24 protein-coding genes and 1 tRNA gene are annotated in these 26,291 nt (G+C 61.8%); 23 read left to right on the top strand and 2 right to left on the bottom strand.

Annotated features, from left to right (window positions below):
* Positions 1-525 precede the first annotated feature (525 nt).
* From pheS to KSY82_RS08710, 6 genes are all read left to right on the top strand, one after another.
* A complete protein-coding gene (pheS, locus tag KSY82_RS08685; protein WP_040359117.1) occupies positions 526-1,602 on the top strand; it encodes a phenylalanine--tRNA ligase subunit alpha in 1,077 nt (358 codons plus the stop codon).
* A 63-nt stretch (positions 1,603-1,665) separates the two neighbouring features.
* A complete protein-coding gene (gene pheT, locus KSY82_RS08690; protein WP_217750943.1) occupies positions 1,666-4,119 on the top strand; it encodes a phenylalanine--tRNA ligase subunit beta in 2,454 nt (817 codons plus the stop codon).
* A gap of 248 nt (positions 4,120-4,367) precedes the next feature.
* Positions 4,368-5,453, top strand: coding sequence for a cobalt transporter CbiM (gene cbiM / locus KSY82_RS08695; protein WP_217750944.1), 1,086 nt, complete (start codon positions 4,368-4,370; stop codon positions 5,451-5,453).
* A complete protein-coding gene (locus tag KSY82_RS08700) occupies positions 5,431-6,267 on the top strand; it encodes an energy-coupling factor transporter transmembrane component T family protein (RefSeq protein ID WP_217750945.1) in 837 nt (278 codons plus the stop codon). Before cbiM ends, KSY82_RS08700 begins: the two co-directional genes overlap by 23 nt.
* A 44-nt stretch (positions 6,268-6,311) precedes the next feature.
* Entirely contained in the window at positions 6,312-7,082 is a 771-nt protein-coding gene (locus KSY82_RS08705; RefSeq protein WP_217750946.1) for an energy-coupling factor ABC transporter ATP-binding protein, read from the top strand.
* A 79-nt stretch (positions 7,083-7,161) separates the two neighbouring features.
* A complete protein-coding gene (locus tag KSY82_RS08710) occupies positions 7,162-8,010 on the top strand; it encodes a hypothetical protein (RefSeq protein ID WP_254881784.1) in 849 nt (282 codons plus the stop codon).
* On the opposite strand, the gene KSY82_RS08715 is transcribed toward KSY82_RS08710, so the two are convergent.
* Together KSY82_RS08715 and pyk are read right to left on the bottom strand one after the other, a co-directional pair.
* The gene (locus tag KSY82_RS08715) at positions 8,000-8,689 is read right to left on the bottom strand and encodes a putative endonuclease domain-containing protein (RefSeq protein WP_217750948.1); all 690 of its coding nucleotides are present in this window, start codon (positions 8,687-8,689) and stop codon (positions 8,000-8,002) included. The genes KSY82_RS08710 and KSY82_RS08715 overlap by 11 nt on opposite strands.
* Before the next feature lie 757 nt (positions 8,690-9,446).
* Positions 9,447-10,907, bottom strand: a complete 1,461-nt coding sequence (pyk, locus tag KSY82_RS08720; protein WP_217750949.1) for a pyruvate kinase — start codon at positions 10,905-10,907, stop codon at positions 9,447-9,449.
* A gap of 441 nt (positions 10,908-11,348) precedes the next feature.
* Here pyk and KSY82_RS08725 point away from each other — a divergent pair, with 441 nt between their 5' ends.
* The 17 genes from KSY82_RS08725 to KSY82_RS08805 all read left to right on the top strand — a co-directional run bounded on the left by KSY82_RS08725 (position 11,349) and on the right by KSY82_RS08805 (position 26,096).
* Positions 11,349-14,030, top strand: coding sequence for a cation-translocating P-type ATPase (locus KSY82_RS08725; protein ID WP_217750950.1), 2,682 nt, complete (start codon positions 11,349-11,351; stop codon positions 14,028-14,030).
* Positions 14,031-14,504: 474 nt separating this feature from the next.
* On the top strand, positions 14,505-15,458 hold the full coding sequence (gene rsgA, locus KSY82_RS08730) for a ribosome small subunit-dependent GTPase A (RefSeq protein ID WP_217750959.1): 954 nt from the start codon (positions 14,505-14,507) through the stop codon (positions 15,456-15,458).
* A gap of 252 nt (positions 15,459-15,710) precedes the next feature.
* Positions 15,711-16,370, top strand: a complete 660-nt coding sequence (gene cpaB, locus KSY82_RS08735; protein WP_231500753.1) for a Flp pilus assembly protein CpaB — start codon at positions 15,711-15,713, stop codon at positions 16,368-16,370.
* Entirely contained in the window at positions 16,370-18,007 is a 1,638-nt protein-coding gene (locus tag KSY82_RS08740; protein ID WP_217750951.1) for a nucleotide-binding protein, read from the top strand. Before cpaB ends, KSY82_RS08740 begins: the two co-directional genes overlap by 1 nt.
* Positions 18,004-19,332 (top strand): TadA family conjugal transfer-associated ATPase, encoded by a 1,329-nt coding sequence (locus KSY82_RS08745; protein WP_006235095.1) that lies wholly within the window; start codon positions 18,004-18,006, stop codon positions 19,330-19,332. The genes KSY82_RS08740 and KSY82_RS08745 overlap by 4 nt, the downstream gene beginning before the upstream one ends.
* Entirely contained in the window at positions 19,305-20,231 is a 927-nt protein-coding gene (locus tag KSY82_RS08750) for a type II secretion system F family protein (protein WP_217750952.1), read from the top strand. Before KSY82_RS08745 ends, KSY82_RS08750 begins: the two co-directional genes overlap by 28 nt.
* Complete coding sequence (locus KSY82_RS08755; protein WP_217750953.1) at positions 20,228-20,869, top strand: type II secretion system F family protein; 642 nt, start codon at positions 20,228-20,230, stop codon at positions 20,867-20,869. Before KSY82_RS08750 ends, KSY82_RS08755 begins: the two co-directional genes overlap by 4 nt.
* Before the next feature lie 10 nt (positions 20,870-20,879).
* Positions 20,880-21,113, top strand: coding sequence for a hypothetical protein (locus KSY82_RS08760; protein WP_089572694.1), 234 nt, complete (start codon positions 20,880-20,882; stop codon positions 21,111-21,113).
* On the top strand, positions 21,077-21,640 hold the full coding sequence (locus KSY82_RS08765) for a hypothetical protein (RefSeq protein ID WP_217750954.1): 564 nt from the start codon (positions 21,077-21,079) through the stop codon (positions 21,638-21,640). The genes KSY82_RS08760 and KSY82_RS08765 overlap by 37 nt, the downstream gene beginning before the upstream one ends.
* A 1-nt stretch (position 21,641) precedes the next feature.
* Positions 21,642-21,860 (top strand): hypothetical protein, encoded by a 219-nt coding sequence (locus KSY82_RS08770; RefSeq protein ID WP_117734711.1) that lies wholly within the window; start codon positions 21,642-21,644, stop codon positions 21,858-21,860.
* Positions 21,796-22,332 carry a TadE/TadG family type IV pilus assembly protein gene (locus tag KSY82_RS08775; RefSeq protein ID WP_217750955.1) on the top strand — a complete coding sequence of 179 codons (537 nt, stop codon included), beginning with the start codon at positions 21,796-21,798 and terminating at the stop codon, positions 22,330-22,332. Before KSY82_RS08770 ends, KSY82_RS08775 begins: the two co-directional genes overlap by 65 nt.
* Complete coding sequence (locus tag KSY82_RS08780) at positions 22,304-24,457, top strand: hypothetical protein (protein ID WP_254881786.1); 2,154 nt, start codon at positions 22,304-22,306, stop codon at positions 24,455-24,457. Before KSY82_RS08775 ends, KSY82_RS08780 begins: the two co-directional genes overlap by 29 nt.
* Entirely contained in the window at positions 24,457-24,933 is a 477-nt protein-coding gene (locus KSY82_RS08785) for a TadE/TadG family type IV pilus assembly protein (protein ID WP_217750956.1), read from the top strand. The genes KSY82_RS08780 and KSY82_RS08785 overlap by 1 nt, the downstream gene beginning before the upstream one ends.
* A gap of 72 nt (positions 24,934-25,005) precedes the next feature.
* Positions 25,006-25,290 carry a DUF192 domain-containing protein gene (locus KSY82_RS08790; RefSeq protein ID WP_217750957.1) on the top strand — a complete coding sequence of 95 codons (285 nt, stop codon included), beginning with the start codon at positions 25,006-25,008 and terminating at the stop codon, positions 25,288-25,290.
* A 59-nt stretch (positions 25,291-25,349) separates the two neighbouring features.
* Positions 25,350-25,616, top strand: a complete 267-nt coding sequence (locus tag KSY82_RS08795) for a hypothetical protein (protein WP_035136816.1) — start codon at positions 25,350-25,352, stop codon at positions 25,614-25,616.
* The gene (locus KSY82_RS08800; RefSeq protein ID WP_217750958.1) at positions 25,616-25,900 is read left to right on the top strand and encodes an ATP-binding protein; all 285 of its coding nucleotides are present in this window, start codon (positions 25,616-25,618) and stop codon (positions 25,898-25,900) included. Before KSY82_RS08795 ends, KSY82_RS08800 begins: the two co-directional genes overlap by 1 nt.
* Positions 25,901-26,023: 123 nt before the next feature.
* Positions 26,024-26,096, top strand: a tRNA-Phe gene (locus KSY82_RS08805).
* The last annotated feature ends 195 nt before the right edge of the window (positions 26,097-26,291 follow it).

A 26,291-nucleotide genomic window follows, 5' to 3' on the forward strand; every position in this document is an offset into this window, starting at 1 on the left:
CCCTCAGGGTATCGGGTTCCCACATTCATCCGCACATGTGCGGATGAATGTGGGAAGTGTTCGGATGAAGTTGATAATCAAGGCCCGCCTTGTACCCAGCACGAACAAAACGGAACACGGCGATATGCTCGCAGAATGTGTTATCCTATAGCCCAATGCGTTGACGGAGAGGGTTTTGCCCGCCGCGTCGCCGGCAAGAGAGGGAAGGTCATGGGCTGCAAGCCTTCCTGCGGTGGCAAGGGCTAAGCGTTCACTCCCGAGCAGCAACCTCAACGGGCACGCGGCCAGCGGCGGCGATGTCCCCAGTAGGGAAGCCGTGAGCCTCGCGACAAGGGGCAAAGAGTGGGCGCGGCGGGCCAGACATCCGCCGGGTCAAACAAGGTGGTACCGCGGAATTCAACCGTCCTTGGGCAATGCACATGCCCGAGGGCGGTTTTTTGTTACCGAACCGGGCCGCGTTTTCGCAACGTCAGACGGCGGCAGCCGCCTCGGCAAGCGGGGAGCGCGAGAGACGAAAGGGAAGACATGAGTCTGATTGATGATCTGGTCAAACTCGAGGAAGAGGCCAAGGAGCTCGTCGCAGGCGCCGACGACGCCGCCAAGCTCGAGGCTGCGCGCGTTGAGCTACTCGGTCGCAAGGGCCGTATCACCGGCCTGATGCGCATGATGGGCAAGCTCGCCCCCGAGGATCGTCCCGTGATGGGTAAGCGCGCCAACGAGATGCGCCAGCTGATCGAGGGCATGCTCGACGAGCGCACCACCGAGATGAAGGCCGCCGCCCTCAAGCACGCGCTCGAGCACGAGGCCGTCGACATCACGCTGCCGGGCATCCGTCCGCAGATCGGTCACCAGCACCTGATCAAGCAGATCATCGAGGAGGCCGAGGACATCTTCTGCGGCATCGGCTACACCGTCGAGTCCGGCCCCATGGTCGACACCTCCTACTACAACTTCACCGCACTCAACGCGCCCATGGATCACCCGAGCCGCTCGGCTCGCGACACGTTCTATGTGGTCGACAACAACCCCGGCAGCGTCGCGCATCCCGAGGCTCACGCTCACGGCGAGTCCGACGTGCTGCTGCGCACCCAGACCTCGGGCGTGCAGATCCACACCATGGAGTCGCAGAAGCCGCCCATCTACATGATCTGCCCGGGCACCGTCTACCGTCCCGACACGGCCGACGCCTGCCACCTGCCGCAGTTCAACCAGATCGAGGGCCTGGTCGTCGACGAGGGTATCACCTTTGGCGATCTTAAGGGCACGCTCGACTACTTTGTTAAGTGCATGTTTGGTGAGGATCGCAAGACGCGCTATCGCCCGCACTTCTTCCCCTTCACCGAGCCTTCCTGCGAGGTGGACGTGAGCTGCCACGTGTGCGGCGGCAAGGGCTGCAACTTCTGCAAGCACAGCGGCTGGATCGAGATCCTGGGCTGCGGCATGGTCGACCCCAACGTCCTGATCAACTGCGGCATCGACCCCGAGAAGTACACCGGCTTCGCCTTTGGTATTGGCGCCGAGCGCGTCGCGGCACTGCGCTACGACCTGCCCGACCTGCGCACGTTGATGACTGGTGACATGAGGTTCTTGAACCAGTTCTAGAACGCTTTCTTCTTAGTTGCAGTTTCCGGCTCAAAGCCGCATTTATGAAAGGAGACCAGTTAGATGCGCGTTTCTTACGACTGGCTCAAGACCATGATCGATATTCCGGAGGATCCCAAGACCCTTTCGGACGAATATATCCGTACCGGCACCGAGGTCGAGGCGATCGACACCGTGGGCGAGTCCTTCGACCACGTGGTGACCGCCAAGGTGCTCACCAAGATCCCGCACCCCGATAGCGACCACATGTATGTGTGCTCGGTCGATGTGGGCGACAAGAATCTCGACGCCGACGGCAATCCCGCTCCGCTGCAGATCGTCTGCGGCGCGCAGAACTTCGAGGCCGGCGACCACATCGTCACGGCCATGATTGGCGCCGTGCTTCCCGGCGACGTTAAGATCAAGAAGAGCAAGCTTCGCGGCGTCGTGTCCATGGGCATGAACTGCTCCGCGCGCGAGCTCGGCCTGGGTGGCGACCACTCCGGCATCATGATCCTGCCCGAGGATACGCCCTGCGGCATGCCGTTTGCCGAGTACGTGGGCTCGAGCGACACCGTGCTCGACTGTGAGATCACGCCCAACCGTCCCGACTGCCTGTCCATGATCGGCATGGCCCGCGAGACCGGCGCCATCTTCGACCGCGATTTCCACGTTGAGCTGCCCGCTATCAAGGTCGAGACCGGCCGTGCGACCGACGACGAGCTTTCCGTCGAGATCGCCGACGAGGGCCTGTGCGACCGCTACGTTGCCCGCATCGTGCGCAACGTCAAGGTCGGCCCGTCGCCAGACTGGATGGTCAAGCGCCTCAACGCCCTGGGCGTGCGCCCGCACAACAACATCGTCGACATCACCAACTACGTGATGATGCTTACCGGTCAGCCGCTGCACGCCTTTGACCTGGACACCTTTGCCGAGCGCGATGGTCATCGCCGCGTGGTGGTTCGCGCCGCCCAACAGGACGAGAAGTTCACGACCCTCGACGGCGAGGAGCGCACGCTCGACGCCGGCATGGGCCTCATCACCGACGGCGAGCGTCCCGTGGCGCTGGCCGGCGTTATGGGCGGCATGGATTCCGAGATCGAGGACGACACCGTCGACGTGATGGTCGAGAGCGCCTGCTTCAACGCAGGTCGCACCTCGCACACCAGCCGCGACCTGTCGCTGATCTCCGATGCCTCCATTCGCTTTGAGCGCCAGGTCGACGAGACCGGCTGCGTGGACGTCGCCAACGTCACGTGCGCGCTGATCGAGGAGATCGCCGGCGGCGAGGTCGCCCCCGGCTATGTGGACGTGTTCCCCGCGCCCAAGACCATCGACAGCATCAAGCTGCGCTTGGCCCGCGTGCACGCCATCTGCGGCGCCGACATCGAGCCCGACTTTATCGAGCGCTCGCTCACCCGCCTGGGCTGCATTGTCGAGCGCGACGGCGAGTACTTTATGGTCACCCCGCCGAGCTTCCGCCCCGACCTGCCGCGCGAGATTGACCTGATCGAGGAGGTCCTGCGCCTGTGGGGCATGGGCCGTGTGACGGCGACCATCCCGGCTGCCAAGAACCATATCGGCGGCTTGACCCGCGAGCAGAAGCTCACCCGCAAGGTCGGCGAGATCCTGCGCGCCTGTGGCCTCAACGAGACCACGACCTTTGGCTTTGCCGCCCCGGGCGACCTGGAGAAGATCGGTATGTCCACCGAGGGCCGCGGCTGCCCCGTCGTGCTCATGAACCCGCTGGTGGCCGAGCAGACCGAGATGCGCCGCTCGCTGTTGCCAGGCCTGTTGCAGTCTGTGGCCTATAACGAGGCCCACGGCACGCCCAACGTGCACCTGTACGAGGTCGGCAGCCTGTTCCACGGTCGCGAGAACGCCAGCCTGCCCAAGGAGACCAAGTCCGTGGCGGGTGTGCTCTCGGGCCAGTGGAGCGAGCAGTCCTGGAACATGAAGTACCGCAAGCTGCGCTTCTTCTTTGGCAAGGGCATTGTCGAGGAGCTGCTTGCCCAGTTGCGCATCGAGAAGGTCCGCTTCCGTCCCGTCGAGGGCGAGGGCTACGCTTTCTTGCAGCCGGGTCGTGCGGCCGAGGTACTCTCGGGCGGTACCGTGCTGGGCTGGGTTGGCGAGATCCACCCCGAGGCGCGCGAGACTATGGGCATTGATGAGGTCGTCGTTGCCTTTGAGCTCGACCTGGACAAGCTGATCAAGGGCGCCCGCAACCAGGAGAACTACCGTGAGTTCTCGCAGTACCCGGCCGTTGAGCACGACCTTGCTATCGTAGTCGACAACACTGTGACCTGCGAGGATCTTGAGCGTCGTATTACGAGTGCCGGCGGCAAGCTGCTCGAGGGCGTGCGCCTGTTCGATGTCTACCGCGATCCCATCCGTATCGGTGCGGGCAAGAAGTCCATGGCCTTTGCGCTTACGTATCGCTCCGACGACCATACGCTCACCAGCGAAGAGGTCGAAAAAGCGCACCAGAAGATCGTCACCAAGGTGTGCAAGGGCGTAAACGGCGAGGTCCGCGGATAGGGCTTGCGCTGGGAACGTAGGGCCTGATGGCGGTTGCTGTGGGCTCTGCGTGACCGCGGTGTTCGGAATAAGGCGTCGTTGAGCCTGCATATATGACACGCGCATTACATAACGGCGTGCTGCTTTGTCGGCGGCGCGCCGTTTTGCTATGATAGCCCGCGGCGTGTTACGAATCTGACAATGCGTAACACTGACAAGGTGATTTAAGCGGCGTTGCAATTTCGTGCGCCGATAACCGGGAGGCGTACATGCACATTCCAGATAATTATCTGTCCCCGCAGACCGATGCCGTCATGGCGGTGGCAATGGTGCCCGTTTGGGTCCATTGCATCAAAAGGGTGCGCGCCACGCTCGATCGCGAGCACATGGCTTTTCTGGGCATCTGCGCCGCGTTCTCCTTTTTGCTCATGATGTTTAACGTTCCGCTGCCCGGCGGCACCACAGGCCACGCCGTCGGCGGCGCACTTATCGCGCTGCTGCTGGGCCCCGAGGCCGCGGCTATCGCTGTCTCGGTCGCGCTGGCGCTGCAGGCGCTGCTGTTTGGCGACGGCGGCATCCTGTCCTTTGGCGCCAACTGCTTTAACATGGCCTTCGTGCTGCCGTTTGCCGCTGCTATCGTGTTCCGTGCGCTCAACAGCCGTTTGCACGACAAGAGCTGGGGTACCTCGATTTCGGCCATCGTAAGCGGCTGGGTCGGCCTGTGCCTGGCGGCCCTGTGCGCGGCAATCGAGTTTGGTATTCAGCCGATGCTCTTCACGAATGCTTCGGGCGCTCCGCTGTACTGCCCCTTCCCGCTGTCCGTGGCTATTCCTGCCATGTTGATCCCGCATATGCTGGTCGCCGGCGTGGTTGAGGGCGTGGCGACGGCCGCCATCTACGGTTTCATTAAGAAGACGGCGCCGGGCGTTATCGTCGGTCCCGAGGCCGTCGATGGCCAGCTTGCCGCCGAGGGCGCTGCTGCCAAGAAGACCTCGCTGATCCCCACGCTCATCCTGGTCGCTGTGCTCGTGGTGGCCACGCCGCTGGGCTTGCTTGCCACCGGTGACGCCTGGGGTGAGTGGGACGCCGAGGGCGCCGCGACCGCCGTTCATGAGGCTGGTGACGACAGTCTGCAGGCTTCGGTCGGCCTCGATACCCCGACCTTTGCCGATGCGCTGCCCACGGGCGATTACCTTCAGGCCTATTCCGAGGAGCAGGGTCTTGGCTTTGCCGGCCAGGCTGCCATGTATATCCTTTCGGGCGTGATTGGCGTGGCGGTGCTCACCATCGCATTCCGTCTGATCTCGCTGACGGTCAAGGAAAGCGGTGCTCATGGCAATAGCCGAGCTGCCTAGCTGGCTTGCGGTCGAGCAGCGTTACGAGCCCGCGGGGGCTCGGCATCGCGTAATGCAAAAGAATGTCCTGCACCTGGCGAGCCTGCTTGAGCGGGTTCGCCTGGGTGGGGGCGCGCATGAGGGCGGGTCGATGGTCGACCGCGCCCTTTCTTGCGTTTCGGCTCCGATGCGCCTGGTGGGGATGTTCGTTTGCGTCCTGTGCGTGTGTCTGACGCAAAGCCCGCTGTACCTCATGTTGATGGCGGCTATTGCGCTGGTGCTCGTTGCCGTGCGCCCCGTACGCGGGCTGCGCGCGACTTTTGTGCCGGCGTTGGCTGCCGCGGGGCTCGCGGTGGTTCTGGTACTGCCCGCCTTGCTGCTGGACGCTTCTGCTGCGGGCGCTATGCTCAAGATTGCGCTCAAGACCTTCATTAATGTGTCGCTGGTGCTGGGCGTTTCGTGGACCCTCACGTGGAGCCGCATGTCGGCGGCGCTCAAGATGCTGCATCTACCCGACGAGGTCATCTTTACGTTTGATATGGCGCTCAAGCACATCGAGGTACTGGGTCGCACGGCGCACAATCTGTGCGAATCGGTCATGCTGCGCAGCGTTGGCCGTGCGCCTGAGGGATTTTCGCGTACCGATTCGATCGCGGGTATCATGGGCATGGCCTTTATCAAGGCGATGGAATGCAGCCGCGCGATGGACGAGGCCATGCTCTGTCGCGGCTTTGCCGGCGCGTATCCGGCGCCCGCGCGGAGCGGCTTTGGCTGGCGCGATGCCGTTTACGCGGCCGTTGTGGTGCTGCTCGCCATGTTGTGCGCGGTGCTGTAGCGCGGGCGGCCGAGCCGTCGATGTGAGTAGGGAAGGGCGACGTTTTGGCAAACGATACGAATGACGCGATGGGCGCGAGCGGTGCTGCTGGCGCCGAGACAACGCCGCTCATCGAGCTGCGCGACGTGGTGTTTTCCTATGCGGGCCATACGGTTGTCGATGGTGTGTCACTGCAGGTCGATCGTGGTGAACTCGTTGCCCTGCTCGGTCCCAACGGCTGCGGCAAGACCACGATCATGCGCCTTATCAACGGCCTTGAACTCGCGGACGCAGGGGCATACCTGTTTGACGGGCACGTGATCGATGCGGCGTTTCTAAAGGATTCCGCGGCCGCTCGGCGTTTTCATCAGCGCGTGGGCTTTGTGTTCCAGAATGCCGACGCCCAGCTGTTCTGCGCTACGGTGGGCGAGGAAGTTGCTTTTGGTCCCGCGCAGATGGGGCTGCCGGCAGACGAGCTCGAGCGCCGCGTGCGCGATGCCATGGAACTGTTCCAGGTTACCGATCTGGTCGATGCCTCGCCTTATCAGCTTTCGGGCGGGCAAAAGAAGCGTGTTGCGCTGGCTGCCGTCGTGTCGATGAACCCCGATATCCTGGTGCTCGACGAGCCTACCAATGGACTTGACGAGGACTCTTGCGACATCGTGGTCAACTTCCTGCTGGCCTATGTTGCTGCCGGTAAGACGGTCTTGATGAGTACACATCATCAGGATTTGGTGCGACGCCTGGGTGCCCGCGCCATCTATATCGATCGATACCACCATGTGGTCGAGGCACCTTCGCCGTCGTATGGAACCGAAAGCGGTGCTACGGACTAGTTGCTGCGTAGAGCGTGCGTAGCCGCCCGCGCGGCTTTGCCGTGATGGTATAGTTATCCAGGTTTTTATGGGGGTGGCTATGCCAAGCTGGAACATTCATATCGCTCAGACGGAGCGTTTGCTGGAGCGCACCGGTGCGCTTGCCAAGAGCGTGCGCGACCGCAATGCCTTTTTGTTTGGCTGTGTGGTTCCGGATATCTTTGTGGGCTATATGGTCCCTGGCATCGCCGATCCCATTCCGTACCGCATTACGCACTTTGCCAAGCCTGAGCCCATCCCTAAGCCTCGTGAGCATGAGTTCTGGGATACCTATGTGGCGCCGTTGCTTAAAGGCGCACCCGCGGGCGAACCCGCTGAGGCTACCTCGATTGTCGAGGAACGCGAGCGGCTGAACCGCGTGCACTATCCCCAGCGCTACAAGGATGCCGAGCCGGTTGTCGGTCCCGGCGCCTGTGAGTTCTCGCTTGCGTCCGAAGATGTGGCGCAGTCGTTGCTCGATTTGACACTGGGCGTCTGGTCGCATCTGGTGGCCGATACCGTATGGAACACGCGCGTGAATCAGTACCTGGAGGCGCACGGCGGCAAGCCGTGTGAGGAGTTCCGCATTAAAAAGCAAGGCGACTTTGACTGGTTTGGCAAGACGCTGGGCATTGTCTCCATCCCGCGTGCGACCGATCGCCTGTATACCGCTGCGACGCGTTTTGGGCAGTATCCCATCCATAAGGAGTATGTGCTCAAGACCATCGGCGTTATGCACGAGATCGTGCGAGAAAACCCCGGTGAGCCCGACCATCCGCCATACCGCCTGCTAACCGAGGAGTTTTTCGACGCAACGTTTACCGAGGTCATCGAGCTGACCGAGGCGGGATTTGCGACTCGCGTTGCTGCTTCTGGCGTTCCCGCAGTCCCCCTGATTGCTAGCTGCTAGCCGGCCGGCTTAACGGTGAACAGTTCATCCCAATTGACCAACAGCTCCCGTCGCAGGGCATCTTCGGTGGTGCGTTCCTGATCGGTCTTTGGGATGTAGGGGAGCCCCGCCTTTTTATGAATGAGATGACATCGTAGCCCATGCTGGTGAGCGCGGTGGTGCGCTCGGCATCGGAGAGACTTGCGGCTTCGCTGTCATGGGCGGAGCGGCCTTGGCATTCCAAAATGACGCCCATGCTGTCGGTGTTGCTCTCTATGAGGATATCGGCGTAGCAGCAGGTTTTGTCATACAGTGAGCGCGCGGCGTCGCTGAGTGGGATGCGCACGTTGTTTGTGATGTTGATGCCCATGCCGCCCTCGTCACGGGGGAGCGAGACAAGCATGGAGGTCTGTACTTCGAAGGGCGAGGCGGTCTGCCCCGTCATGTGCTCGGCCGCCCAGCGCAGTTGTTTGACGCCGCGCAGGCCTGCGGCTTGCTTGGCGAACGCGGCGATATCCGTTGCGGTAAGAAGCGGCATGCGCTTCCACAAGTTGGTGTCATTGCCCTTGGTGTCGTTAACTCGCTTCCAGCCGCAGTTGGGTGGAATGAGCTTAAGCGAAATAGCTTCATCGAGTTGTTGTTGCGTTCGCTCGCAGGGCTTAAACACTGCAAAGGAGCCGCACATCTCGTAGCACGCCATGAGTAACTGGTTGCGTGAGACCTGCGTGGCAAGGCTGAGCAGCGTTAACTCCGGTGAAGTGACATCAAACCCATGCTTAGTCTGCCTAAACGACCCGGGAGGTGGCTCTTGGGTTAGCAGGCGGCTATGAAATAGCTTTCCGTTCGCGCGCTGTTTTCTTTCGCCTACGAATCTCCAAACTGGTGTGCCGAGCAAATCTTTAAATACTGGTTGTTTTGAGTAATGCACCAAGCGATGGTCATGGTCGGGCGGCAGGATTGCCGGATAGAGTCCTAGTATCTGGGGCGGGATGCGATAGTACTGAAAAGCTGTGGGTCCGCAAGCGAGAAATGACATGGCAATCCGATCGTTCGAGCGTTGTTTGGGCTAGAAAGGCTATCGGTTTCGGAAGTGCGGGGAAAAAGACAAACAGGCAAAGCACAAGCGGTATTTGAGCCAACTTTATCAGGGGTTTTGTTGAAATAAAAGGGCTTGTGCCCGGAGGTAAGCAATTTTTCCCCGCACTTCCGAAAACGCGGTCGATCTGACTCTTGCTAAAACGATTTAGCAGCGTCGGTTAAGGTGTGGGTTTGCTACCGGGCGAACACTTTTAGCGCTTGGGGCTTTATTTTTTGGGCCTCGGAGGGCGGATTTCGCGCTTTTGGTAAAGAAATGGGTGCGTGTCATGCCGTGCGGTAGGCATCGGCGCACAGAAAAAGGGCCCGGAAGGCTTTGCCTTCCGGGCCCTTTGCAATGCAAGTGTGCTTGCAAGTGCGATTTAGCGCACCTGAGCGACGTAAGCGACGTTGGTCGAGGAGACCTTGTCCTCGAGCTGGACGCTCATGCGGGGATCGCCGGCGGTAGCGACGGTCAAATCGCCAGTCTTGACGTAGCCGAGCTCCTTAGCGGTCTCGATCGCCTTGACGATCGTGCCGTTGACGGTGCCCTGGGTAATCTCGGCCTGGTGCGGGATAACGCCCCAGTACATGATCATCTGCTGGACGGCCCACTCGTGGCGGGAGAACGCGCAGATCGGCATGTTGGGACGGAAGTGCGAGATCAGGCGAGCGGTACGACCGGTGGTCGTCGGCACGGTGATGCACTTGGCGCCAACGGTGGTGGCCATGTTCACGGCGGACATACCCACAACGTTGTTGACGACGCGGGTGCCGTGAGCGTCAGCCGGAACCTCGAGCGGAGCGTGAGCCGGGAGGTACTTCTCGGTCTCGAGAGCAATGCTGGCCTGCATCTTGACGGCCTCGACCGGGTACTTGCCGGCAGCGGACTCGCCGGACAGCATGACGGCGTCGGTGCCGTCGTAAATGGCGTTAGCAACGTCGGCAACCTCGGCGCGCGTCGGGCGCGGGTTCTGCTGCATGGAGTCGAGCATCTGCGTAGCGGTGATAACGGGCTTGTAGGCCGCGTTGCACTTAGCGATGATCTCCTTCTGGATGTGGGGAACGAGCTCGGGCTTGATCTCGATGCCCAGGTCGCCACGGGCGACCATGATGCCGTCGGAAGCCTCGAGGATCTCGTCGAAGTTCTCGACGCCCAGGGCGCACTCGATCTTCGGGAAGATCGTCACGTGCTCGCCGCCGTTCTCGCGGCAAAGCTCGCGGATGCCGCGGACGGATTCGCCGTCACGGATGAAGGAAGCGGCGATGTAGTCGATGTTCTCGGTCAGGCCAAAGAGGATGTCCTGACGATCGCGCTCGGTGATGGCGGGCAGCGAGATGTTGACGTTGGGCATGTTGACGCCCTTGCGCTCGCCGATCAGGCCGTCGTTCTTGACGACGCAGGTCATGTCCTGGCCGTCGACGGACTCGACCTCGAGGGCGACCAGGCCGTCATCGATCAGGATGAGGGAGCCCTTCTCGACCTCGGAGGGCAGAGCCAGGTAGTCGAGGGAGATATGCTCAGAGGTGCCGTGGAAATCCTCGGACGTGGGCTGAGCGGTGACGACGATCTTATCGCCGGTCTTGACGGCAACCTTCTTGCCATCGACCAGAAGGCCGGTGCGGACCTCGGGGCCCTTGGTGTCGAGCAGGATGCCGACGGGCAGACCGAGCTCCTTGGAAATACGACGGACGCGCTCGATGCGACCGTGGTGCTCGTCGTAGGATCCGTGCGAGAAGTTAAAACGGGCGACGTTCATGCCCGCCTTGATCATCTCGCGGATGGTCTCGTCGCTATCGCAGGCGGGACCCATGGTGCATACAATCTTGGTGCGCTTGTACATTCAGACCTCCATCTGACATCGTCTTGCGCTGATAGATAAACCATAAGAAATAAAACTGAGATGATTATAACGAAATGGCGACCGAATACCCCAAAAAATCGACCGTATGCCGAATTAGAAGTTCATTTTTTGCGGAAAAACGGTATATGCAAAAACTTTACCAACCGTTCTGACCGCTGCTATCTGGGCGATATTTCAGTTTGACGATGTGCCGAAGAAAAAACGTTTTATCAATATTGAGCATCACACGGTCTGCATCGTTGCACTCGAGCCGTGTTTCCAATTGGAATGTTTTGGCTAGACGCGCTGCTTTGGGGTACCATAGCTCCACTATCAACTGCCGCTCAGCACGGCAGCCTTGATGAGCCCTTGCCCTTCTCCTGGGAATTATGATCGGGCATCAATCTGCTGAGTGGCCCGAATCCCAGGAGGGGACTCTATATGCAAAAGGAATACCTGTCCGCCGCGGCGGAGGTGCTCAGCGACCAGGGCGTCGATGAGAACCTCGGCCTGAGCAACGACGAGGCGTCGTCGCGCCTCGCCAAGACAGGCCCTAACAAGCTCGAGGAAGCCGAGAAAACGCCGCTGTGGAAGCGTTTCTTTGAGCAGATGGCCGACCCCATGGTCATCATGCTGATCGTTGCCGCCGTCATCAGCGCGCTCACGGGTATGGTCAAGGGCGAGCCCGACTTTGCCGACGTCGCCATCATCATGTTCGTCGTTATCGTCAACTCGGTACTGGGCGTGGTCCAGGAAGCCAAGAGCGAAGAGGCCCTCGAGGCCCTGCAGGAGATGAGCGCGGCGCAGTCCAAGGTGCTGCGCGACGGCAAGCTCGTGCACCTGCCGAGCGCCGAGCTCGTGCCCGGCGATGTGATCATGCTCGAGGCGGGCGACTCCGTCCCGGCCGACTGCCGTGTGCTCGAGAGCGCCACGATGAAGATCGAGGAGGCCGCCCTTACCGGCGAGTCCGTGCCCGTCGAGAAGCATGCCAACGTCATTGAGCTCGCCGCCGGCACCGACGACGTGCCGCTCGGCGACCGCAAGAACATGTGCTACATGGGTTCCACCGTGGTATACGGCCGCGGTCGCGCCGTCGTGGTCGGCACCGGTATGAACACCGAGATGGGCAAGATCGCCGGCGCCCTGGCCGAGGCCAAGGAAGAGCTCACGCCGCTGCAGGTGAAGCTCGCCGAGCTCAGCCGCATCCTTACCATCATGGTTATCGTCATCTGCGTCGTCATCTTTGGCGTCGACATCATCCGCCACGGCGTGGGCAACGTTCTCACCGATCCGACCGCGCTGCTCGACACCTTTATGGTCGCTGTCTCGCTTGCCGTCGCCGCCATCCCCGAGGGCCTGGTTGCCGTCGTGACCATCGTGCTGTCGCTCGGCGTGACCAAGATGGCCAAGCGTCAGGCGATTATCCGCAAGCTCTCTGCCGTCGAGACCCTTGGCTGCACGCAGACCATCTGCTCCGACAAGACCGGTACCCTCACCCAGAACAAGATGACCGTCGTCAAGCACGAGCTCGCTGCGCCTAAGGAGAAGTTCCTGGCCGGCATGGCTCTGTGCTCCGACGCCCAGTGGGACGAGGAGCTGGGCGAGGCCGTGGGTGAGCCGACCGAGTGTGCGCTCGTCAACGATGCCGGCAAGGCGGGGCTCACTGGCCTGACTGCCGAGCATCCGCGCGTGGGCGAGGCCCCGTTTGACTCGGGCCGCAAGATGATGTCCGTGGTCGTCGAGACCCTGGACGGCGAGTATGAGCAGTACACCAAGGGCGCGCCCGACGTGGTGATCGGCCTGTGCACCCATATCTACGAGGGCGACAAGGTCGTTCCGCTGACCGAGGAGCGTCGCGCCGAGCTCGTGGCCGCCAACAAGGCCATGGCCGACGAGGCCCTGCGCGTGCTGGCGCTGGCAAGCCGCACCTACACCGAGGTCCCGGCCGACTGCAGCCCCGCTGCGCTCGAGCACGACCTGGTCTTCTGCGGCCTGTCCGGCATGATTGACCCGGTCCGCCCCGAGGTCGCCGACGCCATCCGCGAGGCCCACGATGCCGGTATCCGCACCGTCATGATTACGGGCGACCACATCGACACCGCCGTGGCCATCGCCAAGCAGCTGGGTATCGTCACCGATCGCAGCCAGGCCATCACGGGCGCCGACCTCGACCGCATGAGCGACGAGGAACTCGACGCGCACATCGAGGACTACGGCGTGTACGCCCGCGTTCAGCCCGAGCACAAGACCCGCATCGTCGAGGCTTGGAAGTCGCGCGACCAGATCGTGGCCATGACGGGCGACGGCGTCAACGACGCCCCGTCCATCAAGCGCGCCGACATCGGCGTTGGCATGGGCATCACCGGTACCGACGTCACCAAGAACGTCGCCGACATGGTGCTTGCCGATGACAACTTCGCCACCATCATCGGTGCCTGCGAAGAGGGCCGTCGCATCTACGACAACATCCGCAAGGTCATCCAGTTCCTGCTTTCGGCAAACCTTGCCGAGGTCTTCTCGGTGTTTATCGCCACGCTCATCGGCTTTACCATCTTCCAGCCGGTGCAGCTGCTGTGGGTGAACCTGGTTACCGACTGTTTCCCCGCGCTCGCGCTGGGCATGGAGGACGCCGAGGGCGACATTATGAAGCGCAAGCCGCGCAACGCTAAGGACGGTGTCTTCGCCGGACATATGGGTCTGGACTGCGTGGTCCAGGGTCTGATCATCACCGTGCTGGTGCTGGCGAGCTTCTTTGTGGGCGTGTACTTTGACATGGGCTACATTCACATCGCTGATATGATCGCCGGCAATGCCGACGAGGAAGGCGTGATGATGGCGTTCATCACGCTCAACATGGTCGAGATTTTCCACTGCTTCAATATGCGCAGCCGTCGTGCGTCGCTGTTCACCATGAAGAAGCAGAACAAGTGGCTGTGGGCTTCCGCTGCGCTGGCGCTGGTGCTGACGGTGATCGTGACCGTACAGCCGACGCTTGCCGAGATGTTCTTTGGCCCTGTGACGCTTGAGCTCAAGGGCGTTCTTGCCGCGCTGGGCCTGGCCTTCCTGATCATCCCGCTGATGGAGATCTACAAGGCGATCATGCGCGCGGTCGAGAAGGAGTAAGTTAACCTGTCCGGGCCCGCCCCTGCGTGTTTTCTTCTTCGCTGGTCCTCGCGCTTCGCGCTGCGGGATCGCTCGGAAGAAAACACTCCCGGGGTGGGCCCTACGGTATCCTTGCTGGCTTTACTCCCGCGCGGATGAAAAAGGGTTGAGGGAAAGTTTGTGAGCTGGTCGGGCTTTGCCCGGCCAGCTCTTTTTGATTTAAAATACCTGCTCAGTTGTGATTTATGGTGCTGGGAGGCGCTTGTGGGCAAGGCTAAGGCTAAGGCGAAGAAAAAGACGACGGGGGCGCGGGCTAAGCGCGATCGTCGTCGGAAGCTTGCGACCGAGGCTCCCGCGTCTGCCGAGGAGTTGCTGGCAAGCGTGCCGGGACTTGACGCGCTGCAGGATGTCCCGGCGTTTGATGACCTGCCGGTCGATGGGGCTCAGCGGGCGGCATTTGACGACTTTTGCGCACATGCTGAGGAGCCCGAGCAGATGCAGCTTGGCGCCGTGGTGCGCTTAGATCGCGGGTTTCCGCTGGTGGCGACGGCCGACGATACCTTTCGTGCCGAGCATGCCGTGGGGTTTGCCAAGTCGCGCGGCGAGGACGAGGTGCTGCTGCCCGCCGTGGGCGACCGTGTGGCGGTGCGCCGCGCTCCCGGGCACGATATGGGCGTGATTGAGTGCGTTCTGCCGCGCCGTACGAGCTTTGAGCGTTGGCGCGGCCGTGCCCGTGGAGAGCGCCAGGTGCTCTGCTCCAACGTGGATAGCGTGCTAATCGTGCAGGCGCTCGGTGCCGGTGAGGTGCTGCTCGACCGCGTGGCGCGCTCGCTGGTGTTGGCGCTCGACTGCGATGCCGAGCCGGTGGTGGTGCTCACCAAAGCTGACCGCTGCGATGCCGAGGAGCCCGAGCGCGATCTGGACCGCGTGCGCCGCCTGGTGGGTCCGGACGTGCGCGTGATCGTTACGTCCTCTGCCGAGGGCCGCGGCCTAGACGAGGTCCGTGCCTGCGTGCCTGCCGGGAGCTGCGCCATGATTCTGGGCGAGTCGGGTGCCGGCAAGTCGACGCTGCTCAATGCACTGCTGGGCCACGATACGTTGGCGACCGGCGGTGTGCGCGAACGCGACGACCAGGGCCGTCACACTACCGTCGCGCGCGTGATGGTGGCGCTGCCGGGCGACGCCGGTGTGATCGCCGATGCCCCGGGCCTGCGCAGCCTACCGCTCGTGGGTCACGAGCGGGGTCTGGCGCGCGCCTTCCCCGAGATTGTTGAGGCATCGCGCGCGTGCCGGTTTGGCGATTGCACACATACCCATGAGCCGGGTTGCGCCGTTCGCGAGGCCGAGGACGCCGGGCAGATCGACAGTCTGCGTCTGGAAACGTTCCAAAACTTGGCGTCATCCATGCGCGTGAGCGCTCAAATGCTCGATCCCGATGTCCATCTGTAATTGATTTTTCCTATGACAGCCGTCTCCCAACTGTTCGGGAGACGGCTTTTTTGCTGCGGAAAAGCCTCGAAATATGCAGTTTGCTGACGTGCTGACCAAAACCTTGCCACGAGCTTGACGGGCTGGTCAGCTTTTGGTTAGCGATTGGTTTGACATCGAAAACCAAGATCGCGATTGCGCCGCTTTGCACTCTGACCGCCCAGACAATGGTGGTACGGGCATTCGCCCGGCACTGCCATGAGAGGAGCGGCCGTGAACAAGAGCAAGCGCATCGCCATCAGTCTGGTCGCGGGCGTGCTCGCTGCTCTGCTCTGCATGGTTTACGGCTCGTCGATCCGCTCGCAAGCCGAACAGGTCCAGGCTGAGACCTTGGCCAAGTATGGTGGCGATCGCGTCGAGGTATGCGTCGCGGCGCGCGATATCGATGTGGGCGAGACCCTCGATGAGACCAATGTCATAACCCAGGAATGGCTGACGAGTTTGCTGCCGCGTGACGCGGCGACCGAGCTGCGCCAGGTACGCGGCGACGTGACGACTTCACGTATTCCCAAAAACGCCGTGATCTGCAATGTCTACACCAAGGCCGAGAGCCGCAAGCTCGAGGTGCCTAAGGGCAAGGTCGCCGTTTCGGTAGCGGTCGATGCCGAGCACTCGGTCGGCGGTGCTACGGGCGTGGGCAGCTACGTGGATGTGTATGTGCAAAAAGACGGCGTAACCGATCGGCTGTGCGGCGCGTACGTGATCGATACCAGTGAGGATTCCGGTGCCACGCGCGAGGGCAAGATCGAATGGGTGACGCTGGCGGCTGACCCCGAAGACGTCAAGGAACTGCTGGGAGCCTCGGGCAAGGGAACGGTCAGCTTGACGATTCCCGCCACGGCGCGCGGCAAAAAGAGCGGAGGCGACGAGTGATGAAGGCGATCTGGCTTGCGTGCTGCGCGTGCGGCGATTACGGACTGTTGCAGCGGGAAGTCGAGGGCCGTGATGCGGGTGCACAGGTGCTTCGTGTGGGTGACCTGGACGGGCTGGTTTCCATGGCGCGGGCGTTTCCGTCACGCCGCGGGGCTGCCATCATCGCGGCGTCTCTGTTTGATACCGAAGATGTGCGCAAGACTGTTGCGCGCCTGACGGCCGAAGGCCGCGTGAGTCGCGTGGTCGTGTTGATAGAAGCGCTCGATCCGTCGGATATCGAGGGGCTGTTTCGCGCGGGGGCGACCGAGGTCATCGCTGCGCACAGTATATGCGGCAACGGGCGCGCGGGCGAGGGAGCGGTTGATTCCGATCGGCGCATGACGATTGAGCCCGATGCTTTTGTTGATAGGGAACCCGGGGCGCCTCGCGCTACAAGAGGCCCGCGTGTTGATGATTATGGAAAAGCGGAAGCCGAGCATGGTCGGCGCCCCCGGAACCCCCTTGTATACGATGACGCCGGAGGGCCGGCGCAGCATGCTGGCGACTCCCCGGCTGTAGATATGGGATATGTGCACGGCGTGAATCTGGCGGATGAACTCGATGAAGTTGAGGGCTTTGCCGGGTGCGGCGAGTTGTCGCTGATGCAGCATGAGCAGATTGCACAGAACGAGCCTGCCTCGCAGACCGAACAAGCTGCCATGCCGGCTTGGACGCAGCGTGTGGTTGCGGCGGGGGAGACGGGGACGCTGTCACCGACGCCTCCGATGCCGCCGGCAGACGCTGCCGCTCCGCCGCATCGAGCTCCGGTCATCTGCGCCATTTCGGGTTTGGGCGGTTGCGGCAAGTCGACGATCGTTGCCACCATGGCACACACATCGTCGCTGTTGGGCTTGCGTGCCGCCGTGCTCGACCTGGACCTGATGTTTGGGAACCTTTACGATTTGTTAGGCGTCGATGCTCCGCGCGATATGGCGGCACTTATCGAGCCATCGGCCGCGGGCGCGCTCACCGAGCCGGATATCGTGGCCGCATCGATGCGCGTGGCGCCAGGCGTTACGCTCTGGGGTCCCGTCGCGGCGCCCGAGCAAGCCGAGCTCATGGCACGTCCAGTGGAGCTACTGCTTGATGTCCTGCGTCGCGAATCCGACGTGGTCTTTATCGATACCTCGGTCTTTTGGGGCGACGCCGTGGCGGCTGCGGTGGCGGCGAGCGACCGTTGCCTGGTCGTTGGCGATGCGGCGGTGTCGTCCGCGACATCGGCATCGCGCGTCATTGAACTGGCAGGTCGAGTAGGTGTGCCGCGCACGCGCATGAGCGCCGTGTTCAACCGGTTCGGTGCGCGCGGGGCAGACGAGGACGTCGCCATGCGCTTTGAGATTGCCTGTGCGTTGAGCTCCAAGATTCGTATCGCCGATGGCGGGCAGGATCTCGCCGCGCTCATGGCGTTTGGGCGCGCTGACGAGGCAGTGGGGCAGACCAGCGCTTTTGCGACTAGCGTGCGCGAGGCCACGCGCGAGATGCTCGTGGAACTGGGGTGCGCCGTCGGCCCTTGGAGCGATATGGTCGCCGACCGTGCAACGCGCACCGAACGCCCGCGTATCCGCCTTCCCTGGTCGCGCGAGGGCGATCAGCGATGAGCCTGCAAACGAGGATTAAGGCTGCCGGCGCTGCGGCGGCAGCAGCGCCTGTAGATGCGGGGCGTCGCCGCGCCGTAAAACGACGCACCAAGCGCGCCGTGATGGACCGCATGGGTTACGACGAAGTGGCGCGTATCAGCGCCTATATCGACCCGGCACTTGCCCGCTCGGAATTGCGTCCTGCGGTGGAGGCGGCGCTCAATGTTGAGGAGCCGACCGATCTCGCGACGCCCGAGCGCGAGACCATCATCGACGAGATTTTGGATGACGTGGTGGGCTTGGGGCCGTTGCAGCCGCTCATCGAGGACGACACCGTTACCGAGATCATGATCAACGGCTGCCGCTCGGCTTTCTTTGAACGCGGCGGCGTCTTGTACCCCATCGAGCATGCGTTTGAGGATGATGAGCAGATCCGTGTGCTTATCGACCGCATTATCTCGCCACTTGGCCGCCGCATCGACGAGCGCAGCCCCATCGTCAACGCCCGCCTCAAAACGGGCTATCGCGTCAACGCGGTGATTCCGCCTGTGGCGATTGACGGACCGATTCTCACCATCCGAAAGTTCTCGGACCGTATCTGCTCGCTGGACGAGCTCGTGGGGTTGGGATCGCTGCCGCTTTGGTATGCGCAGCTGCTGTCGTGTGCGGTGTCGCTGCGACAGGACCTGGCGGTTGCGGGAGGCACGGGATCTGGTAAGACCACCCTGCTCAACGCGTTGTCATGTGAGATTTCCACCGGCGAGCGCATCGTGACGATCGAGGACTCTGCCGAGCTCAAGTTTGCGCATCATCCGCACGTGGTACGCCTAGAGGCGCGCGAGGCTTCAATTGAGGGCGAGGGCGCGGTGACGATCCGCGACCTGGTAACTAATGCCCTACGCATGCGCCCCGACCGCATCGTGGTGGGCGAGGTGCGCGGTGCCGAGTGCTGCGACATGTTGCAGGCCATGAACACGGGCCACGACGGGTCGCTCACCACACTTCATGCGGGTTCAGAACAGGAGACCGTGGTGCGTCTGACGTTGCTTGCACGTTATGGCATCGATCTGCCGAGCGAGCTCATCGAGGAGCAGATTGCCATGGCGCTCGACGGCATTGTGATGTCCGAGCGCCACGCCGATGGCAGGCGTTTCGTCTCCTCGTATTCGGGGGTGCGACGCGCCGCATCGGGTGGCGTAGAGCTCGAGCGCTATGTGACGTTCGATGCCGCCGAGCGCACCTGGACGCTTGACCGCGAGCCGCCGTTTATCGCAGAAGGCCTGCGGTCGGGGACGCTCACACAAGAGGAGGTGGACGAATGGAGATCACTGTGCCCCTCGTCGTAGGGGGCTTGGCAGGGCTTTCTGTCGCGACGGCGTGCGGGGCGGAACCTCGTGTGCCGCAGGTACCGCCGGCGGAGCTGGCACGTCAGGCGCTCGAGACGGTGGCAGAGAAGCTGCCGCGTGAGCTGGTGGAAAACGATCTGCTGAAAAAGATCGCCCGTTCGTGGGCATCGCTGGCTCCGGCGCATCGCCTTGGCCTCGTGATCGAAGATGCTTCGGGACGTTTGGCGTTTCTGCTGCTATCGAGCGGTGTCTGCTGCGTTTTACTAACGATGGTGTCGTTATCGCCCCTCGGATTTGCCTTGGGATTTGTTGCTCCGTTTGCCGTTGGCGCCGCTCGGGATGGCTTTGAGAGCCGGCGCGAGCAACACGATGCAGAAGAGGCAATGCCCGAGGCGTTTACCGCACTTTCCATGTCGCTTGCCTCGGGACATTCGCTGGCCCAGGGCATGCGCTTTGTGGGCGCTCATGCGCAAGAGCCAGTACATACCGAGTTTTTGCGGGTGGCGGCGGCGATCGATTGCGGCATCTCGGCGACCGACGCGCTCGATGACTTGCTCGTGCGTATCGACGCCCCCGGTCTTTCGCTTGTGACCTTGGCGCTTAAGGTGTCTCAGCGCACCGGCGCTCCGCTTGCCGACTTACTGTCCGAGGCGTCGAGCATGGTGGGGGAGCGCATTGAGCTCAAGCGCCGCCTGGATGTTAAGACGTCGCAGGCTCGCATGTCTGCGCATATGGTCGCGGCGATGCCGGCGGGCATGTGCGCGGTGTTGGCGCTGCTTTCGGCAGATTTTCGTCGCGGTCTTGCGACGCCTGCCGGCGCGGGCGCTGTGGTGCTGGGTCTTGCCCTCAACGCCGTTGCCCTGGTGGTTATCCGGCGCATTATGCGGGTGGAGCTATGAGCGCCCCGGTTGCAGTTGCGGCTTGCCTGTGCGCCCTGAGTGTATTTGTCGCGACGGGTTTGGATCGGGCGGATGCACGCAAGATCGCAGAGGCCTGCAAGCGCGAGGCGGTGCTGGTCGCTGCCGCGGGTCGCTCGGTGGTCGATGCTCTGACCGCGCGAGTGAAGGGCGCGGTTGGAGCGGGCGGCCCGGCGCGAGTGTCGCTCGGCGAAGTGTCCGAGATGATCGATGTTGTGCGCTTGGGTCTTTCGGCCGGTCTTTCGTTTGACGCGGCGCTTGAGATTTTCTGCGCCAACCGCCGGTCATTGCTGGCTCTCCGCCTTGAGCGGGCCTGCATGGCGTGGCAGGTGGGCGTGGGCACGCGTGAGGACGAGTTGTTGGCCGCCGCGCGCGACCTGGACGTGCGAGCGCTCGAGACCTTTGCCATCACGGTGGGGCAGGCGCTCGCCCTGGGTGCCCCACTTGCCGAGACACTGGCCGCTCAAAGTTGCGAGATCCGTGCGGCTCATCGCGCCGCGGTCGAGCGCGAGATCGAGCGTGCGCCCGTCAAGCTGCTGATTCCCACCGGCACGCTCATCTTGCCGGCGTTGCTTCTGTCCATATTGGGCCCGCTGCTGGGAGCAGGCGGGATGATGTAGGGAGGAATACATGAACACGATGACTGACGCTGCTGGCAAGGTCCAGGGCTGGGCGTTTTGCCGGGCGGCACATGTTCGTCAGCGCGCCAAGGAACTATTGCAGGAGGAGAGTGCACAGGGTACCACCGAGTATGCCATCTTGGTCGGCGTGCTCGTGGTGATCGCGATTATCGCCATCGTCGCATTTAAGGGCAAGGTCCAAGATCTATGGAACGCTATCAGCGAGGGCATCAACAGCCTGTAGAGGGCGAGCGCCCCATCGGGGTGCTGCTGGTGTTTGCTTGCCTGACCGTGGCGATAGCGGCGGTGCTTTGGGGGCTTAACGCCGCGCGGCAGCAGCGTCCTGGGACCGCCTCCGATTCGGGCTCAGATTCGGCGGTGGCGTCTCAAAAAGATGAGATGCGAGATGCGGACGATTCGGATGTCGCTGTCACGGCGCAAACCTTTCTGCGGACGCTCGACAAGCGGTCTGGCACTGCGACGGATTCGCCTGAGGGCAACGCGATTGCGGTCCGGCTTGCATGGTCCGAGGACCGACCGATGACCGAAGCGGCGGCGGATATGCTGCGTTCCTATCGCGAGGTACCCACGGCGCAACTTGCTCTGAGCGGCTATCTCGACATCAAGGGAAACGTGTGGGGCGCCATCGTGCGCGACGGACGCGGCTGGGTCGATATGGTGACAATTGCCGCGGATGCTGGCGATGCTTCGTGTCGTCTGCGCGCCGTGCGCCTGAGCCCGCAGGCAACGGACTCAAAGGAGGGATCGTGAAATGCATGACGTCCTGCGCGAGGAATCTGCCCAGGCGACGGTCGAATACGCCATCGTCACGGTGGCGCTGCTATCGATCGTGCTGGCGATTGCGGGACTTTGGCGTGCTGGCACCGATGGACGCTTGGCGGCGCTGGTTGAGCGGGCGGCATCCCATGGCGTTGCCTCGACGTCGGTTATCGACGCCGCTGCGGGCGCTAAGGACATCGCGTTGTATTGATATCGCGCGCGAGGACCGGGCGCAGTCTACGGTCGAGGCCGCTTTTTTGCTGCCGACGTTTCTGACGCTCATCCTTCTCGCACTGCAACCGGTGTGCCTGCTTTATACGCGCGCGGTCATGGAGTCTGCCGCCGCCGAGACCGCGCGGCTCATGACCACGACGACGGCGGAGGACGACGATCTTAAGGAGTTCACCCGCCGCCGGCTTGCCGCAGTGCCCAACGTTTCGATCTTTCATGCCGGCGGGCCGTTGCCGTGGGATATCGAGTTTGGCCGGGCCGGTGCGGGTGGCGTCTCGGCCGTGTCCGTTTCCGGCGAGGTCAAGCCGTTGCCTGTGATCGGTGCGTTTGCGCAGGCTATGGGTGGTACCGCCGAGGGTGGCTACGTTGAGCTCAAGGTCGATGTTTCGTATCAATCACGTCCCGAATGGCTGGAGGGAGATTATGATTCGTGGATTGCTGCATGGGATTAAGCGTTTCTGGTCTAGACGCGTTTTGACGCGCCGTCCGAGCTGCCATCGCAAGCGAGGCGGCTTTATGGGCCGCGCCGGTATCGACCTGTTTATCGAAGACGGTGCCTACACCACGCTTTCTTCTGCCGTGGTCATCCTAGTGGTGCTCACGTTGTTGTTTTCGTCGACCGCGGCGATATGGAGCATGTCGCGCGCGGGGGACACCCAGGTGGCGGCCGATAGCGGCGCGCTGGCGGGTGCCAACGTAGTGTCGTCCTATCACACGGCTGCCACGGTGGTTGATGCGAGCATCTTGAGTCTGGGGCTAGCGGGGTTTGCCACGATCGGGACGGGCCTGGTCGCCATCCTCATCCCGGGTGCCGAACCAGTTGCCGGCAATATGGTCGACACCGGGATTGAGATCATTAAAACGCGCAACAAGTTTGCCAAAAGCGCATCGGAAGGCTTGCAGAAAATCGAGACGGCTCTGCCGTATCTGATTGCCGCGCGTGCCACGCAGGCGGTGTCGGCGCAGGATACCGATAGTGTGACCTATACCGGTACGGCGCTTGCCGTGCCCAGGACGTCCGAGTCGGATTTCGTTGCGCTCGAGGGTTCTGAGATCTCGACCGATGCCATTAAAGACACATCGAAAGATCTGGAGCGCGCAGCAGATGAGCTGCAGAAGGCCTTGGAGGAGACGGCGAAAGCAAAAGAACGCGCCTGGCTTGCGGATTGTGGTGGGTCGGACGAGAGTTCGATTGGCAAGTACTCGTGTATGTGGGAGCGCGCGAAAAGCCTAACGGATCTCTCTGGTGCTCAAAATCCACATTACGCTTCGAGCGTTACGTGGGAACCGCAAGTGGCGCTCGATCGTGCGAAGGCATATTACCGAGAGCGCCTGTCGAACGAGAAGCCACTTGGCGAGAGCCCAGAAAAACAGGCAGATTCCGCTGCGCGAAAGGCGTTCTTCGCTTATGCGAGTGAAGAAGTTGAACGAGCGTATATAGCTGAAGAGGACGGCAAGGTTTCCGCCTACATCCCCTTTCTTCCGCGAAATCCAGATGAGGCGCGGACGACCGAACTCTACACCGATGTACGTTGGCCAACAAGTGAACTAGATGAAGTGTCCTATCTGCATTACGGAACTGACTGTCCAAATTACAAAAGGGGAACGCCTGGTGGGTTGGCGTCTGTCGCGGTTTTTGACGGCCATGAAACGTGCAGCGAATGCCATTTTGGTGTTTCGTCTTTGGGTTACGTTGCGATTGCTACGACTTCCGTCGAAAGGGGCTTCGAGTACCACTTTGACGAGTTCAAAAAGGCGCTGGAGAAATACGTCGAATATCGCAATAAGGAACTCGAGCTCATGCGTCAGACCGAGGATGAGGCCGACCGTGCAGGCAATGCATTTGACCAGGCTATCAAGGAGCTTTCCGGCGAGCGCCCGCGTATCGCCCCACCTGGACGCAACGGCGTGGTCGCATTTGCAGTTTCGGGTGACATTACCAGCCCCGATCAACTTAACTCCTCGTTTAACACGACAGTCAGGCTTGGCGATCGCGGTGCTATCTCTGCCGCGGTGTTGGCACCCGATGACGCGACAGCGCAAAACAACGTGCTTTCGCGATTTTTCTCGACATTGAAGGAACGCTCGGGCGGCGTTGCCGGCGTGCTCGACGGCGTCATGGATGTTTGGGGACGGCTGCTCGTAGGATACGGTGATATCCAAGGTTCGGCCGACGAACTTATGGACGAGATGATTAAAGGCCTAGGAGGGGGCAGCGGCGCGTTGGGCTCCATCGCATCGTGGCTCGGCGATACCGTTTCGGCGTCCGTGGCGGCGTTGGGTCTGGAGCCGTGCGACTTGCGCCTGCGAAAGCCGGTGCTGACCGATTCCGCCAACGTCATTAAGAGTCCGGGGTCTGACATTGCCGGTCTCTCTCAAGCGCAAGACAAACTGCGAAGTATTCCGTTGGGCGTGACCGATCCCAAGGCGCTTTGCGAGGCGTTGGAATATCAAGTCGAACGCACCATTAGCGGTACGGTGTTCACGCTTGCGGAGATTCCTCTGCCCGGCGGCGGCTCCATCCCACTCACCGTCGATGTCGCCACGCTGGTTGGCGCTCTGGGCGGTGGGTCGTAATGAGTATCCGCATGCGTCTGCGCGAGGAGCGCGCCCAAGCGACGGTGGAGATGGCGGTGGTTACGCCCGTTTTGCTGGTGCTGGCACTCATCGTGTACAACGTCATGATCTTTGCCAGCGCTGTCGCGCGCTTCGACCGCGTGGTACCCGACATCGTGTTGGCGCACGCCGTGGCGTCGGAGGGGGAGGGCGACGAAAGCTCTGCCGATGCCTCGGCGACGGTTCAGACTCAAATTCTGAATGCCATGGAAGGCTATGACTTGCAGATCGAAGTGTCGAGCGAGCAAGGCGCGGAGGCATCGGATGGTGGCCTGCTCTCCCTATCCGGTACGTTTAGGACCTACACCTGCACCATGCACTATGAGCCGTGGCCGACTTCTCTCAGCATCGCTGGCGTTCCGCTGGGGGCGCCGACAACGTTGTCGCACGAGCGTGTGGTGACGGTCGATCCATGGCGTCCGGGGGTGGTCATGTGACCGCGGTCTCGTCCTACATCGCCTACGCGCGGGCACTCAATTAGGCTGGGTTGGACGCCGGCCGAGTTTGTGGTGGCGGAGTCGTTTGCCGTGCGCCTGCGCGGCATGCTGGGACGGCGTCCGGTTGCCGCCAACGGCCTGCCGCTCGTCATGGCGTTTCCACGCTGCTCTTCGGTCCATACGTGTTTTATGGCCTATCCCATCGACATCGCCTTCATCGATGCACGCGGCAATATCCTCGCGCGCTACGAAAACGTATGTCCCTGGTGTATGTGCTCCTGCCCCGGCGCCTGGGCGGTATTGGAACGCCCTTCAATCCTCGCTACACCTCCCGCCCTCCAACAAGTGCCGGCGTAAGAGATTGGCGACAGCGGACTTTCGTCATACGAAATTGGGTAAGATGGAGGAGAAGGTGCATGGATGTTGAGATCCATCCGAACGCCAAAAAACACTTGACGGAAAAGCAGGTGCTAGGTGCCTGGTTCGCGGTTACTGAGTGCATTCGCCGCGAGTCGGAGGACGAGCCGCCGAGATGGCTTGCCATTGGATGGCTTCCAGATGGTCGAAGTGTGGAACTTGTTGCGGTCGAACTAATTCGTGGATGGCTCATTATTCATGCCCTGTCTCCGGTTCAGAAGAAATTCTGGCAAGAGATCGAGCGAGCTCGGCAGAGGGGTCGATGATGAGCAAGACGTATACGGCCGCTAATGGTCAGGTTGTAACGGATGAAATGATTGACGCGTGGTGCGAGTCGTACGAGCGCGGAGAGTTTCCGGATGGCGAACACACCGTTGGTGGGATCGTGCATGGACGGCCCCCGCTCTCAGGTGAGGGGACGGCAACGCTGTCGGTCAAGATTCCTCTGGGAATGAAGGAGGCCATTCGTCGACGGGCGGCTGCCGAGGGGATGACGCCAAGTGAGTTTGCCCGTGCGGCTCTGAGCGAAAAACTTCTTGCTGTCGGCTGATGCCTCTGACGTGCCGATTTATAGAACCGAGGCTGTGCTCAAAAACTTTTTTAAAATTCTCGGTTGACCGGAACGCGTCCTTGGTTATACTAATCAAGCCTTGAAACAAGGCACACCTCAAATGGCTGGGTAGCTCAGTTGGTAGAGCAGAGGACTGAAAATCCTCGTGTCAGGGGTTCGATTCCCTTCCCCGCCACCTTGAATTGACTAGGACCTCTGCAAAGGGGTCCTTTTCTAATATGAGAAAGCCATTGTCAATAGGCATGTTCGTTCGAGCCCGGTTTGAAACCGGGCTTTTTCGTTTCCCGTCGGGAGAGCCCGTGCACGCTGCATGGCTTAGTCGACGCTTGCCTGGCAAGCTAATATCCGCGGGCTCTTGCGGGTGCGCTTC

Source organism: Collinsella aerofaciens (assembly GCF_019131995.1).
GTDB lineage: Bacteria > Actinomycetota > Coriobacteriia > Coriobacteriales > Coriobacteriaceae > Collinsella > Collinsella aerofaciens_S.

What these genes read in the sequence shown, in the direction of transcription:
- cbiM (WP_217750944.1), top strand. Translation starts at nt 4,368, where the DNA reads ATGCACATTCCAGATAATTATCTGTCCCCGCAGACCGATGCCGTCATG.
- KSY82_RS08710 (WP_254881784.1), top strand. Translation starts at nt 7,162, where the DNA reads ATGCCAAGCTGGAACATTCATATCGCTCAGACGGAGCGTTTGCTGGAG.
- KSY82_RS08770 (WP_117734711.1), top strand. Translation starts at nt 21,642, where the DNA reads ATGCATGACGTCCTGCGCGAGGAATCTGCCCAGGCGACGGTCGAATAC.
- KSY82_RS08740 (WP_217750951.1), top strand. Translation starts at nt 16,370, where the DNA reads ATGAAGGCGATCTGGCTTGCGTGCTGCGCGTGCGGCGATTACGGACTG.
- pheT (WP_217750943.1), top strand. Translation starts at nt 1,666, where the DNA reads ATGCGCGTTTCTTACGACTGGCTCAAGACCATGATCGATATTCCGGAG.
- KSY82_RS08795 (WP_035136816.1), top strand. Translation starts at nt 25,350, where the DNA reads ATGGATGTTGAGATCCATCCGAACGCCAAAAAACACTTGACGGAAAAG.
- KSY82_RS08775 (WP_217750955.1), top strand. Translation starts at nt 21,796, where the DNA reads ATGGCGTTGCCTCGACGTCGGTTATCGACGCCGCTGCGGGCGCTAAGG.
- KSY82_RS08750 (WP_217750952.1), top strand. Translation starts at nt 19,305, where the DNA reads ATGGAGATCACTGTGCCCCTCGTCGTAGGGGGCTTGGCAGGGCTTTCT.
- KSY82_RS08800 (WP_217750958.1), top strand. Translation starts at nt 25,616, where the DNA reads ATGAGCAAGACGTATACGGCCGCTAATGGTCAGGTTGTAACGGATGAA.
- KSY82_RS08745 (WP_006235095.1), top strand. Translation starts at nt 18,004, where the DNA reads ATGAGCCTGCAAACGAGGATTAAGGCTGCCGGCGCTGCGGCGGCAGCA.
- rsgA (WP_217750959.1), top strand. Translation starts at nt 14,505, where the DNA reads ATGCAGCTTGGCGCCGTGGTGCGCTTAGATCGCGGGTTTCCGCTGGTG.
- KSY82_RS08765 (WP_217750954.1), top strand. Translation starts at nt 21,077, where the DNA reads ATGGAACGCTATCAGCGAGGGCATCAACAGCCTGTAGAGGGCGAGCGC.
- pyk (WP_217750949.1), bottom strand. Translation starts at nt 10,907, where the DNA reads ATGTACAAGCGCACCAAGATTGTATGCACCATGGGTCCCGCCTGCGAT.
- KSY82_RS08700 (WP_217750945.1), top strand. Translation starts at nt 5,431, where the DNA reads ATGGCAATAGCCGAGCTGCCTAGCTGGCTTGCGGTCGAGCAGCGTTAC.
- KSY82_RS08725 (WP_217750950.1), top strand. Translation starts at nt 11,349, where the DNA reads ATGCAAAAGGAATACCTGTCCGCCGCGGCGGAGGTGCTCAGCGACCAG.
- KSY82_RS08760 (WP_089572694.1), top strand. Translation starts at nt 20,880, where the DNA reads ATGAACACGATGACTGACGCTGCTGGCAAGGTCCAGGGCTGGGCGTTT.
- KSY82_RS08780 (WP_254881786.1), top strand. Translation starts at nt 22,304, where the DNA reads ATGATTCGTGGATTGCTGCATGGGATTAAGCGTTTCTGGTCTAGACGC.
- KSY82_RS08755 (WP_217750953.1), top strand. Translation starts at nt 20,228, where the DNA reads ATGAGCGCCCCGGTTGCAGTTGCGGCTTGCCTGTGCGCCCTGAGTGTA.
- KSY82_RS08715 (WP_217750948.1), bottom strand. Translation starts at nt 8,689, where the DNA reads ATGGCGTGCTACGAGATGTGCGGCTCCTTTGCAGTGTTTAAGCCCTGC.
- KSY82_RS08785 (WP_217750956.1), top strand. Translation starts at nt 24,457, where the DNA reads ATGAGTATCCGCATGCGTCTGCGCGAGGAGCGCGCCCAAGCGACGGTG.
- pheS (WP_040359117.1), top strand. Translation starts at nt 526, where the DNA reads ATGAGTCTGATTGATGATCTGGTCAAACTCGAGGAAGAGGCCAAGGAG.